The following is a 13066-nucleotide window of genomic DNA, read 5'->3' as shown; positions in this document are numbered from 1 at the left end:
GCCGTGCGTCCCACCCGTACCCTGCGTACCGCGGCCTGCGCCGCCGCACTGCTGCTCGCCGCCGCCTGCGACTCCTCCGGCCCGGGCACCTCGTCCGCCACCGGACTCAACCCGCCCGACCTCAAGGCCCCGACCAAGCTCGGCAAGACGGAGGGCCAGGTCAATCTGATCGCCTGGGCCGGCTATGTCGAGGACGGTTCCGACGACCCGAAGGTGAACTGGGTCGGCGACTTCGAGAAGCAGACGGGCTGCCAGGTGCACTCCAAGGTCGCCGCCAGCTCGGACGAGATGGTCAGGCTGATGAAGACCGGCGAGTACGACGCCGTCTCCGCCTCCGGCGACGCCTCCCTGCGCCTGATCGCCGCCGGCGACGCGGCCCCCGTGAACACCGACCTGGTCCCCCACTACAAGGACGTCTTCGCCGGGCTGAAGAACGGCGCCTGGAACTCGGTGAAGGGGCGGATGTACGGCATCCCGCACGGCCGGGGCGCCAACCTGCTGATGTACAACACGGAGAAGGTCAGGCCCGCGCCCACCTCCTGGTCGGCCGTCTTCGGCGACGCCGCACGGTACAAGGGGCACGTCACCGCGTACGACTCGCCGATCTACATCGCCGACGCGGCCCTGTATCTCAAGGCCACCAAGCCCGAGTTGAAGATCAAGGACCCGTACGCGCTGGACCAGAAGCAGTTCGACGCGGCGGTGGCCCTGCTCAAGCAGCAGAACGCGAACGTGGGGGAATACTGGAGCGACTACCTCAAGGAGGTCTCCGCGTTCAAGAGCGGTGACTCGGTGGTCGGCACCACCTGGCAGGTCATCGCCAACCTCGCCGCCTCCGAGGGCGCGAAGGTCAAGGCGCTGGTGCCGAAGGAGGGTTCGACCGGCTGGTCCGACACCTGGATGGTGTACAGCAAGGCCAAGCACCCCAACTGCGCCTACAAGTGGCTGAACTGGATCGTGTCGCCCAAGGTCAACGCGCAGGTCGCCGAGTACTTCGGCGAGGCCCCGGCCAACTCCAGGGCCTGCGCCGAGACCAGTGACAAGAACTTCTGCACGGTCTACCACGCCGCCGACGAACGCTACTGGAAGAAGATCGCCTTCTGGAACACGCCCATCGAGCAGTGCCTCGACGGCCGCAAGGACGTGAAGTGCGTGCCGTACGCGAAGTGGGTGCAGGCCTGGACCGAGATCAAGGGCTGAGACATGGCCCTGCTGACCCGGACCGCGGGGGCGCTGCACCGCAGACCCCGGCTGCGGCTGACCCTGCTGCTCACCGCCCCGCTACTGTGGCTCGCCGTCCTCTATCTCGGCTCGCTGGCGGTGCTGTTCGTCTCCGCGTTCTGGACGACGAACTCCTTCACCTCCCAGGTGGTGAAGGTCTGGTCGACGGACAACTTCCACGAGCTGTTCACCACACCCGTCTTCCGCCAGGTGATCCTGCGCAGTGTCGGCGTGGCGCTCGCGGTGACCGTACTGTGCGCGCTGATCGCCTTCCCGGTGGCCTTCTACACCGCGCGCGTGGCCCGCCCCAGCCGGCGCCCGCTGCTCGTGGTGGCCATCCTCACCCCGCTGTGGGCGAGTTACCTGGTCAAGGTGTACGCGTGGCGGCTCATCCTGTCCCGGGGCGGCCTCGCCGACTGGATGCTCGCGCCGTTCGGGGCGAGCGGCCCCGGCTTCGGTCTGCCGGCCACCGTCCTCACCCTGACCTACCTGTGGCTACCGTACATGATCCTGCCGATCCACACGGCGCTGGGACACCTCCCCGCCAACCTGCTCGACGCCTCGGCCGACCTCGGGGCGCGGGCGGGACGGACCTTCCGCTCGGTGGTGCTGCCGATGGTGCTGCCGTCGGTCGCGGCCGGCTCGGTGTTCACCTTCTCGCTCAGCCTCGGCGACTACATCACCGTGCAGATCGTCGGCGGCAAGACCCAGCTCATCGGCAACCTCGTGTACTCCAACATCGAGCTGAACCTGCCCATGGCCGCCGCGCTCGGCACCGTCCCCGTCGTCGTGATCGTCCTGTACCTGCTGGCGATCCGCCGCACGGGCGCCCTCAACAGCCTGTAGGACCCTCAGGAGAGGAGCGCCATGCATCTCAGCCGCACCGCGCGCATCGCCCTGCGCGCCGGCGCCGGGCTCGGCTTCGCGGTGATCTACGTCCCGCTGCTGCTCGTCCTCGTCAACTCCCTCAACCCCGACCGCAGTGCGAGCTGGCCGCCGCCGGGGCTGACCTGGCACTGGTGGTCGGTGGCCGTGCACGACTCCGGTGCCCGGCAGGCGCTGTGGGTCTCGGTGAAGGCGGGTCTCGGGGCCACCGCGATCGCGCTGGTCCTCGGTACGCTCATCGCCTTCGCCGTGGCCCGGCACCGCTTCTTCGGCCGCGACACCGTCTCGTTCATCGTGGTCCTGCCGATCGCGCTGCCCGGAATCGTCACCGGTATCGCTCTCAACTCGGCCTTCAGCACGGTGCTGGAGCCGCTCGGCGTGGGTCTCGGGCTGTTCACGGTGATCGTCGGCCACGCCACGTTCTGCATCGTGGTGGTCTTCAACAACGTGGTCGCGCGGCTGCGCCGTACGGCCTCCTCGTACGAGGAGGCGGCCATGGACCTCGGTGCGACGACCTTCCGTGCCTTCGCCGACGTCACCTTCCCGCTCGTCCGCTCCGCGCTGCTGGCGGGCGCACTGCTCGCCTTCGCCCTCTCCTTCGACGAGATCGTGGTCACCACGTTCACCGCGGGCCCCGGCATCGTGACGCTCCCGATCTGGATCTTCGACAACATGACGCGGCCGCAGCAGGCACCGGTGGTGAACGTCGTGGCCGCCGTACTCGTGCTGCTGTCGGTGATCCCGATCTACGTCGCCCAGCGGCTGTCCGCGGACACGGCGACGTCCAGCCGGGTGTGACAGCCTGTACGGGGACGAACAGGGGGATGCATGAGCACGGGGTACGGTGTCGACCCGGCAGGGGCGGTGCGCGCGGCGTACGAGGCGGCCTCGGCGGTCGTCTCGGGCCTGGGCGACGAGGAGTCGTGGCTGCCGACCGGTTGTACCGGCTGGGCGGTCCGCGACCTCGTCTTCCACTGTCTGACGGACGCTCAGCGCGCACTCGTGGCCCTGCACACACCGGTGCGCGAGCCGGTGGACCGGGACGCGGTGACCTACTGGCGGGACTGGCGGCCGGACACCGTCGGAGCGGCGAACGGCCGGCGCTGGGTACGGGTGAACGCCAGCATGTTCCTCGACTTCCGTCAGCTCCAGGGCTTGTATCTGGAGACCCTGGCGGCGGTCGTACAGGCGGCGGAGACGGCCGGTCCCGCGCAGCGCGTCGGCACGCAGGGGCACGTGCTGACGGCCGGGGACCTGATGACCACCCTCGCGGTGGAGGCGACCGTCCACCACCTGGACCTGACCATCCGTCTCCCGCACGCGCCGGGCCCGGCCCCGGAGGGCCTGGCGGCGGTGCGCGCCACCTTGGACGGTCTGCTCGGGCGGCCGCCGCTGCCGGACTGGACCGACGAGCACTACGCGCGCGTGGGCACCGGGCGCGCCGCGCTCACCGAGGCCGAACGGGCCGCCCTGGGCGCGGTGGCGGACCGCTTCCCCCTGTTCGGCTGAGACCACCGGTCCCCTCTGTTCGGCCGGGACCACCAGTGCCCTCTGTTCGGCCGGAACCGCCGGTCCCTTGTTCGGCCCCGGCCCGCGTCCCCGCCGCACACCCAACACGGGGACGCAGGCGGCGACACCTGCGCGGCGCGGGGCTCGCCGGCCGGGTTGATGGAAGCCTGCGCCCCATGAGCAACCCGCCCAGCATCAACCGGTACGTCGACCGGGTCGTCTCCGGCCCCGGCGGAGCGATGACCGACGAGGTCGGTGTGATCACCGGTGACCTGACCGTCGCGACCATCCTGCTGTCGGACGGCCGCAGCGTGCGCGTCGCCATCCAGCACTCCGGCAGCGACACCTGGTACACCCTGGCCGGCAGCCCGGCCCCGGTGCCCGCCGGGCAACTCGCGGCGTACCACCGGGATCTGCTGGGCCGCATCCGCCGCGGGGGCGGCACGCGCGCCACCTGAACGGGGCAACTCCCCACGAGGACAGGCACGTTCGCTTTCCCATGAACATGCAAAGGGCGGCTCCCGCACCTTGACCGACGCTTGGTCCAGACCAATCATGGCGTAGCCCCACAGCCCCGGCCGGGCCGCACAGTGCCGTTCGCTATCCGGGAGTACCCGATGACACGTCCGAGACCTGTACGCGCCCTGCTCGCGGGCCTGGCCACCCTGGCCGCCTCCGCGGGGCTCGCCCTGGGAGCCCAGGGCACCGCGCACGCGGCGACCCCGCTGCCCCCGCATGTCTTCGCGCCCTACTTCGAGGCCTACAACGGCGACAGCCCCGCCGCGCTCGCCCAGGCCTCCGGCGCCACGTACCTGACCATGGCCTTCCTGCAGACCGACAAGAAGGGCTCCTGCACCCCGTACTGGAACGGCGACACCTCCACCCCGGTCACCTCCTCCGTCTTCGGCGCCGACTTCGCCACCATCCGCTCGCGCGGCGGCGACGTGATCCCCTCCCTCGGCGGCTACGCGGCCGACCACGGCGGTACCGAGATCGCCGACAGCTGCACGGACACCGACTCCATCGCCGCCGCCTACGAGAAGATCATCACCACCTACGACGTCTCCCGGCTCGACATGGACGTCGAGGACAACTCCCTCACGAACGCCGCCGGCATCGACCGCCGCAACCAGGCCATCAAGAAGGTCCAGGACTGGGCCGCCGCGAACGGCCGCCCGGTGCAGTTCTCCTACACCCTGCCGACCACGACGAGCGGACTCGCCGACAGCGGCCTCGCCGTGCTGCGCAGCGCGAAGAACGCGGGGGCCAGGGTCGACGTGGTCAACCTCATGACGTTCGACTACTACGACGGTGCCACGCACCACATGGCCACCGACACCGAGACGGCCGCGAGCGGACTGCACGACCAGCTGGCCGAGCTGTACCCGAACCTGTCGGACACCCGGTTGTGGAACATGGTCGGCGTCACCGAGATGCCCGGCGTGGACGACTACGGCCCGGCGGAGACCTTCACCACCGCCGACGCCCCCACCGTGTACGACTGGGCGGTCGCCAAGGGCATCAACACCCTCTCCTTCTGGGCCCTCCAGCGCGACAACGGCGGCTGCCCCGGCTCCGGCGCCTCCGACACCTGCTCCGGCATCCCCCAGGACACCTGGTACTTCACCCACACCTTCGCGCCCTTCACCGGCGGTACGACGACCCCGCCGGCGAACGACTTCTCCGTCGCCCTCTCCCCCGCCACCGCCTCGGTCGACCCCGGCGGAACCGCCACGGCGACGGTCCGGACGTCGGTGACCTCCGGCAGCGCACAGACGGTCGGCCTGACGGTGAGCGGTGCCCCGAGCGGGACGACCGCCTCCCTCAGCCCGTCCTCGGTCACCGCGGGCGGCACCTCCACGCTCACCGTGCGGACCGCTGCCACCACGCCGCCCGGCACCTACCCACTGACCGTCACCGGCACCGCCGGCTCCGCCCGGCACAGCGCCCCGCTCACTCTGACGGTCAAGGGGTCCGGCGGCACGGCCGTCCTCGGCAACGGCGACTTCGAGGCCGGCTCGCTCACGCCCTGGACCTGTGACAGCGGGGCCGTCGTGGTCTCCTCCCCGGTGCACGGCGGCGCGCACGCGCTGAAGACCGTGCCCTCCGCCTCGCACACCGGCCAGTGCGCGCAGACCCTCACCCTGAAGCCCGACACCACCTACACGCTGAGCGGCTGGGTGCAGGGGCCGTACGCCTACCTCGGCGTCAGCGGCGGCGCGACCGCCACTTCCTGGACCCCGTCCTCGTCGTGGTCGAAACTGACGGTGCCCTTCACGACGGGCGCCTCGGGCACGGTCACGGTGTATGTGCACGGCTGGTACGGCCAGGGCGCGGTGTACGCCGACGACCTGGCCCTGAGCTGAGCCAGCGCCGCGTACGGCCCCGCCCCGTGATCGACGGGCGGGGCCGTCGTGGTCGGTGCGGTGATCCGGCGTCCGTTCGCCGCCTTCCGTAGGCTGAGAAGATCCGAAGCTCCTCCGGGAGGCCTCCCGAAGGCAGGAGACGGTCGTGATCGAACTGGCCGCGGTGTTCGCCGTCGCGGGAGCCGCGAGCAACGCCGTGGGCACCGCCTTCCAGCGCAAGGCCGCGTCCGCCAGCAGCCGTGGCGGGCTCCGGCTGCTCGTGGAGCTGGTGCGCCGGCCGTTCTGGGTGATCGGCATGTGCGGGGTGGTCTGCGCCGCCCTGTTCCAGAGCCTGGCCCTGGTCAACGGACCACTCGCGCTGGTCCAGCCGCTCTTCATCCTGGAACTGCCCTTCGCGCTGCTCGTCGCCGCCCCGCTGATGCACAGGCGGCTGCCACGCTCCGGCTGGTGGGGGGTGGGAGGCTGCGTGGCGGGCCTCGCCGTCCTGCTCGTCGCCGCCGCCCCGCGCGGCGCCACCGACCACGCGCCGCTCACCCGCTGGATCCCGGCCCTGTGCCTGTGCCTCGGCGGAATGGCAGCGGCCGTTCTGCTCGCCGGCCGGGGTCACGCGCCGGCCCGCCGCGCCGCCCTCCTCGCGGTGGCCTCCGCCACGGGCAACGCGCTGACCGCCGCCCTGCTGAAGTCGGCCTCCGGCACCTTCGCCGACCACGGCTTCGCGGCGTTCCTGCGGTCCTGGCAGACGTACGGCTTCGCGCTCACCGGTCTCGCCGCCGTGCTCCTTCTGGAGAACGCGCTCCAGGCCGGGCCGCTGGCGGCGGCGCAGCCCGCGCTGACCATCGGCGACGCGGTGATCAGCCTGACGCTCGGCATGACCCTGTTCGGGGAGCGGATCCGCACCGGCTGGTGGCTCGTACCGGAGGCGTGCGGCGCCCTGCTGATCGTCGTGGGCGTGGGGGTGCTCAGCCGGGCCGTGCAGCACATCACCGTGGTGCCGGTCGCGGCCGGACAAGGACCCCCGGCGACATGAGCCGCTGGACGCACGCCCGGCGGACGCCCTGCCGGGCGGCGGCGGCGCGGCTGGTGCGGGCTGGTGCGGCGAAGGGGCTGCCGCTGTCCTCGCGGGGCGTGGGCACCCGGCCGCGGACGTACGCGCACGCCGCACGCCTCGAGGCGGCCGTGACCGCCTCGGGGGCGCCGTTCACCGTGCTGCGCGGGAACGCACACGGCGGTGCCGCCCGCACGCCGACCGGCCCCGAGCTGATCCGGTTCATGCCGTCGCCGTCGCCGTCGCCGAGGGCAGGCTCGCCGTCCTCGGCGCACCGGCCCCGGAGGAACAGCCGGTCGACGGCGCGGCGGAGAGCCTGCTCGGCCGGCCCGCGGCGTCCTTCTCCGCATGGGCGGCACGCACGGTGGCGGCGTTCCGCTGATCCGCCGAGGGCGGGCCGGCCGATCCTCCCCGGGTGGGCCTGTCCGGGCCGCCCGGTGTCCGTCGCCGTGGGGCCGGCCGGGTGACGCGAGTGGTACCGGACCGGTCCTTTGCACGCCACACCGCACGCAATTATCCGTTTTATACACTTATCGGCTCTATGGTGCGAGCTGTCGGCAGCGTCGGTCGGGGTGGCGCGCAAGGCGTCGCGCCTGGGCGCGGGTTGGGATGGCGATGAGTGGAATCAGCCGCCGGAGCGTGGCTCGCCTCGGTCTCGGCGCCGGCATCGGTGTGGCCGCCGCCTCGTTGGCCAGGTGCGGCCGCTCGGACGGCGGCACGGAACCCCTGCAGGGGCCGCCCCGGCTGATCGGGGACGGCTCCACGGCGTACACCGGACGGCAGCCCCACCAGCCGGATCCGCCCGAGCCCCTCGAACCCGGCCAGACCCCGCCGCAGTTCGTGGTGTTCTCCTGGGACGGCGCCGGCGAGCTGGGCACCGGGCTGTTCCCCCGCTTCCTGGAGCTCGCCCGCACCCACGGCGCGCACATGACGTTCTTCCTCTCCGGCCTCTATCTCCTTCCGGAGGAGAAGAAGCGGCTCTACGATCCGCCGAACAACCCGCTCGGCGCCTCCGACATCGGCTACCTCACCGACGAACACCTCAAGGCGACGTTGAAGTACGTCCGCCAGGCCTGGCTCGACGGCCACGAGATCGGTACCCACTTCAACGGGCACTTCTGCGTCGGCCCCGGGTCGGTGGCCAACTGGACTTCCGAGCAGTGGCGTTCGGAGGTCGAGCAGGCTCGCACCTTCGTCAAGTGCTGGCGGTCGCACACGGGCTGGCAGGACCATCCGCCGCTCCCCTTCGACTACGACAAGGAACTCGTCGGGGGCCGCACCCCGTGCCTGCTCGGGCAGGCGAGCCTGCTGCCGGTCGCGCGGGAACTGGGCTGGCGCTACGACGCTTCCTCGCCCGGCGGACTGCAGTGCTGGCCGAGGAAGCGGGGCGGCGTGTGGGACCTGCCGCTGCAGAGCATCCCGTTTCCCGGGCACAGGTTCGAAGTGCTCTCCATGGACTACAACATGATGGCGAACCAGTCCAAGAACTCCACGCGGGCGCCCTCCTACAACTACCCCTACTGGCGCGCCCAGGCGGCACAGGCGTATGTGGCCGGGTTCCAGCGGGCGTACGAGACGAACCGGGCGCCGCTGTTCATCGGCAACCACTTCGAGCAGTGGAACGGCGGCATCTACATGGACGCGGCCGAGGAGGCGCTCCGGCAGATCGCCGGCTGGGGCGACGTACGCCTGGTCTCCTTCCGGCAGTTCGTCGACTGGCTCGACGCCCAGGACCCCAGGATCCTCGCGAAACTGCGCACCCTCGAGGTCGGCGAGAAACCGCACGGCGGCTGGAGCACTTTCCTGCGCCCGGCGAAATAACCCGCCCCGAAAGAAGGCCAGTTTCCATCAATTGGACTTTGCCAGGGGGGATTGGCCCTTCCTAGCGTGAGGTCATGGCACAGGGAACGACAGGTGGCGGACGGGCCGGGGATGTCGTCGTCGGGGTGAGCGACTCGCTCGCCGGCCTGGCCGCGTTGCGCCGTGGCATTCTGGAGGCCCGCAGAACCGGCCGCACACTGGTGGCCGTCCGAGCCTGGGAACCTCCGGAGGGCGATGCCCTCTACCGGCGCTGGCCCGATCCGTCATGGGCCAAGCTGTGGGCCGACAAGGCGCGACAACTGCTGGACCGGGCCTTCGAGCTGGCGGCCGGCGGGGCCCCGGGGGACCTGCGGATCGTCCGGCGGGTGGTCAGGGGCCCAGCGGGGCGGGTGCTGTGCTCGATCGCGTCGTCCCCGGACGACCTGCTGGTGATCGGGAAGGCACGGCCCCGGGGTCCGCTGGCCGTGCTGCACCGCAGACCCGTCCACCGGCACATTCCGGCCCGGGCCGAGTGCGAGGTCCTGGTCGTGGCCGGCCCGCGACTGCTGCCCCGCGAGGCACGGATCCTGCGACGCGGCGAACCGGTGGAGCGGCGGGGCCGGGCGGCGGGCCTGGCACCGTGATCCCGGCCGCGCCGCGCCGGGACCGCCCGCGGTCAGCTCGCGCCGCGGCGGGCGTACACCTCGATCTCGATCTTCATACGAGGGTCGGCGAGGCCGCACACCAGCATGGTGGCGGCCGGCCGGACCTCGCCGAAGCACCGGCGCAGCACCGGCCAGCAGGGCTCGAAGTCCGCGCGGTCCGGAAGGAGATAGCGCACGCGCACCACGTCGGCGAAGCCGCACTCGGCCTCCGTGAGCGCGGCCTCGATGTTGCGCAGGCACTGCTGGGCCTGTTCCACGACGTCGTCCGAGATCGTCATGGTGGTGTAGTCGAACCCGGTGGTCCCGGACACATGCACCCAGTCGCCGTCGACCACGGCACGGGCGTAGCCGATCCGTTCCTCGAAGGTCGACCCGCTGAGGACCGCACGTCGCTCTGTCATGCACGGAAAGCTAGGTGACCTGCGACGATACGTCCAATACGAGCTGTGCCACGGACTGATATCTCTGCGGATATGGACGGGACCGGCATCCGTGGGCTGATATCCCTGGGGTATGGACCGCCCCGAACTCCCGCTGCCGCAGTTGCACGCCTTTGCCGTGCTCGCCGAGGAACTGCATTTCGGCCGCGCCGCCGCCCGTCTGGGCATCGCCCAGCCCCCGCTGAGCCAGCAGATCCGCCGGCTGGAGGGGAAGGTCGGGTACGCGCTCTTCGACCGGGAACCGGGGAGGGTGACGCTCACACCGGCCGGCCGCGCGCTGCTGCCGGCCGCCCGGCAGGCCCTGGCCGGGCTCGCCGACGGGCTGGCCGCGGCGCGGGCCGTCGGAAGCGGCCGTTCCGGCCGGCTCCGGATCGGCTTCGCCGCCTCGCTGGCGCTGACCGTCCTGCCGGGCCTGCTGCGCGACTTCCGGCAGCGCTTCCCCGCCGCGGACCTCGACATCCACGAAATGACCACGGCACCGCAGCTCGACGCGCTGCGCGAGAGAACGATCGACATCGGCCTGCTGCGGGAGCCTCCGGCCGACGAGTCCGAACTGGGTTTCCGGACCGTACTCAGTGAGCCGTTCGTGGCCGTGCTGCCGGCCGCGCACCCACTGGCCGCCCAACGCGTGGTGCGGCCAGGCCAGTTGGCCGGCGAGCCGTTCGTCCTGCTACCGCGCACGGCGGGCCCGCGGTTGTACGACCGGATCACCGGCCTGTGCGAGGAGGCGGGGTTCACGCCCCGGATCTCCCAGCACGCGGTGGAGTGGCAGACCGTGTGCGCCCTGGTGGAGACCGGGCTCGGCGTGTCCGTGGCCCCGGCCAGCATCCGCCGTATCCGGCTCAAGGGGGTGGCCTTCCGCCGGATCGATCCCGGCACCGCGCGCACACGGGTCGCCGTCGCATGGCGCAGGAACGACCGCAATCCCCTGGTCGCCCACCTACTGACGACGATCGGTCAGCGGGCTGGACACCGCACGGGTGCGCACGTGCAGGCAGCAGGACCCCGCCGTTGATCTGCGACAGCAGAGGTTGACCAGCCGGACGAGCGTGCCGCGGATCGCGCTGCTCTCACATCTCTCTTATGTTCGGTCACCAGAGTCCACGACCGTGAAGGCGAGGAAGCTCAAGAAGACGAAGACGCAGACGAAGATCATCGCGGTGAGCGGTGCCCTCCTGATGGTCGGTGTGATCGGAACGGCCGCCGCGTTCGGCACCGCCACGCCGGAGGCCCGGCGCATCGAAGCGCACGGCGACCAGCTCTCCGTACCGGTCGGCGGTGGCCACGCCACGGTGGACACCAGGTCCCTGGCGGTGCGGGCCCGAGCGGACGACGGCCGCACCTGGCAGCTCTCCGCACCGGCGTCCGGTGATCTGGGCGCGCCCGGGAAGGTCACCGTCCGCGACGGGCAGGCCAGTTGGCGCTACGGCAAGAAAGGGCTGGCCGTCACCGCGTCCGCGCGGGACGGGCGCCTGGCCGTCACCGTGCACGCGGCACGGCGGTCCAGCCTGACCTGGCCGGTCTCCGGCACGGACCGAACCACTGAGGAGTTGCAGTTCCCACGCGGCGAGGGCTTGTCCGTCCCGGTCGCCGACCGGTGGTGGAACTCCCCCTCGGCGGGCCTGGCGGGGACCGAGGCCGACATGGCCGGCGGCCTGACCATGCCGTTCTGGGGCACCAGTCAGTCCGGACGGCACGGCGCGAGCTACATCGTCGAGTCCGACATCGGCACGACCCTCAGGTTCGTGTCCGCCGGCGGCCGCCTGCACGCCGAGGCCGAGCACGCGTTCTCGGCGCAACAGGCCACGGGGACGTACACGGTGACGTTCGCGCTCACCGACGGGTCGCCGGTAGCGGCGGCACGCGACTACCGCGCCTGGCTCCAGCGCCACGGTGGCATCACGACGCTGCGACAGAAGATCGCGCGCAATCCCGAAGTCGCCAAGCTGGTGGGCGCGTTCCACGCCTACACCTGGGGCCGGGCGCGTACCGCCGAGGGCGTCCGCCGGCTGCGGGAGCTGGGGATCGACCGGATGTGGCTGGGGTACGACGCCGACGGCGCCCCCATGGACCGCAAGGCCACGCGCCGTGCCCGGCAGGCCGGTTATCTCGTCGGGCCCTACGACTCCTGGGCCAACGCGCAGGACCCGGCGTCGGCCGACACCCCCGTGTCCAACTGGCCCGCCCCGGTGTGGCAGGCCGCCTGTGTGCGCCAGGCGGACGGCAGGATCGTCACCGGTTTCGGCGACCGCGGCTGCTATGTGAGCTCCGAAGCGCTCCGCCGCGCCGAGCCCACCCGGCACTACCTGGCCGACCGCACCGGCAAGATGACCGCGAGCGGCGCCACCAGCTACTTCCTGGACGTGGACGCGGCAGGTGAACTGTTCGCCGATCACTCTGCGGCGCATCCGATGACCAAGGCCGAGGACCGCAGGAACCGGCTCGCACGCATGGCGTGGCTGTCCGGCGACCGCCGCCTGGTGCTCGGTTCGGAGAGTGCGGGATCCTGGGCGAATGGAGTGCTGTCCTTCAGCCATGGCTCGGGCACACCGGTCGACGACCGGCTGTGGAAGCTGGAGCGGGACCGCCCGACCTGGGGCCGTTACGCCCCGGCCGGCGCGCCGGGGGTCTTCTTCAAGCCCGTCCACCTGCCGGCCGACCTCGCGAAGGCGATGTACGACCCGAGGTACCGGGTGCCGCTGTACCAGACGGTCCTGCACGACTCGGTGATCAGTACCGAGCGCTGGGAGCTGTCGTGGTCGAAACTGCCGGACCAGAGCCGCACCCGCGCGCTTCTCGCGATGCTGTACAACGTGCCCCTCAACCTGGTCCTCGACCAGTCCGAACTGGACCGTCACGGCGAGCGGATCGCCCAGGTGCAACGGTACTTCGAGCCGCTGCACAAGGCGGCGGCCACACAGCCGATGACCGACTTCCGCCGGCTGACGGACGACGGTCTCGTACAGCGCACCACGTTCGGCGCCGACGTGCTGACCGTGACGGCCAACTTCTCCGCCACGTCCCGTGACGGACTGCCCGCCGGGTGCGTCGACGCGGTGCTCAAGGGCGGTGAGAAGCACCGGCTGTGCCCCGCGGGCCTGTGAGGCGACCGGCTGCCGGTGCACAGGGCACTCG

12 protein-coding genes are annotated in these 13066 nt (G+C 71.6%); 11 read left to right on the top strand and 1 reads right to left on the bottom strand.

The window, feature by feature from the left end:
• The first annotated feature begins 3 nt into the window (after positions 1-3).
• The 9 genes from ACWC94_RS28665 to ACWC94_RS28625 all read left to right on the top strand — a co-directional run bounded on the left by ACWC94_RS28665 (position 4) and on the right by ACWC94_RS28625 (position 9470).
• Positions 4-1200, top strand: coding sequence for an ABC transporter substrate-binding protein (locus ACWC94_RS28665; protein ID WP_450800057.1), 1197 nt, complete (start codon positions 4-6; stop codon positions 1198-1200).
• Positions 1201-1203: 3 nt separating this feature from the next.
• Positions 1204-2067, top strand: a complete 864-nt coding sequence (locus ACWC94_RS28660) for an ABC transporter permease (RefSeq protein ID WP_450800056.1) — start codon at positions 1204-1206, stop codon at positions 2065-2067.
• Between the two features lie 21 nt (positions 2068-2088).
• Positions 2089-2904 carry an ABC transporter permease gene (locus ACWC94_RS28655; protein WP_450800054.1) on the top strand — a complete coding sequence of 272 codons (816 nt, stop codon included), beginning with the start codon at positions 2089-2091 and terminating at the stop codon, positions 2902-2904.
• 30 nt (positions 2905-2934) lie between these two features.
• Positions 2935-3615 carry a maleylpyruvate isomerase N-terminal domain-containing protein gene (locus tag ACWC94_RS28650; RefSeq protein ID WP_450800052.1) on the top strand — a complete coding sequence of 227 codons (681 nt, stop codon included), beginning with the start codon at positions 2935-2937 and terminating at the stop codon, positions 3613-3615.
• Positions 3616-3791: 176 nt separating this feature from the next.
• Positions 3792-4073 (top strand): hypothetical protein, encoded by a 282-nt coding sequence (locus ACWC94_RS28645; RefSeq protein ID WP_450800050.1) that lies wholly within the window; start codon positions 3792-3794, stop codon positions 4071-4073.
• Between the two features lie 159 nt (positions 4074-4232).
• Entirely contained in the window at positions 4233-5981 is a 1749-nt protein-coding gene (locus ACWC94_RS28640; protein ID WP_450800049.1) for a carbohydrate binding domain-containing protein, read from the top strand.
• A gap of 145 nt (positions 5982-6126) precedes the next feature.
• Entirely contained in the window at positions 6127-7008 is an 882-nt protein-coding gene (locus ACWC94_RS28635; RefSeq protein ID WP_450800048.1) for a DMT family transporter, read from the top strand.
• 633 nt (positions 7009-7641) lie between these two features.
• Positions 7642-8847 carry a hypothetical protein gene (locus ACWC94_RS28630; protein ID WP_450800047.1) on the top strand — a complete coding sequence of 402 codons (1206 nt, stop codon included), beginning with the start codon at positions 7642-7644 and terminating at the stop codon, positions 8845-8847.
• 74 nt (positions 8848-8921) lie between these two features.
• Positions 8922-9470 (top strand): universal stress protein, encoded by a 549-nt coding sequence (locus ACWC94_RS28625; protein WP_450800046.1) that lies wholly within the window; start codon positions 8922-8924, stop codon positions 9468-9470.
• A 32-nt stretch (positions 9471-9502) separates the two neighbouring features.
• On the opposite strand, the gene ACWC94_RS28620 is transcribed toward ACWC94_RS28625, so the two are convergent.
• Positions 9503-9892, bottom strand: a complete 390-nt coding sequence (locus ACWC94_RS28620) for a RidA family protein (protein ID WP_450800045.1) — start codon at positions 9890-9892, stop codon at positions 9503-9505.
• 112 nt (positions 9893-10004) lie between these two features.
• Here ACWC94_RS28620 and ACWC94_RS28615 point away from each other — a divergent pair, with 112 nt between their 5' ends.
• Together ACWC94_RS28615 and ACWC94_RS28610 are read left to right on the top strand one after the other, a co-directional pair.
• On the top strand, positions 10005-10946 hold the full coding sequence (locus ACWC94_RS28615; protein ID WP_450800044.1) for a LysR family transcriptional regulator: 942 nt from the start codon (positions 10005-10007) through the stop codon (positions 10944-10946).
• A 94-nt stretch (positions 10947-11040) separates the two neighbouring features.
• A complete protein-coding gene (locus ACWC94_RS28610) occupies positions 11041-13035 on the top strand; it encodes a glycoside hydrolase (RefSeq protein ID WP_450800043.1) in 1995 nt (664 codons plus the stop codon).
• Positions 13036-13066 lie beyond the last annotated feature (31 nt).

This window comes from Streptomyces sp. NPDC001135, assembly GCF_053598395.1.
This window is presented reverse-complemented; position numbering and strand designations above follow the sequence as displayed.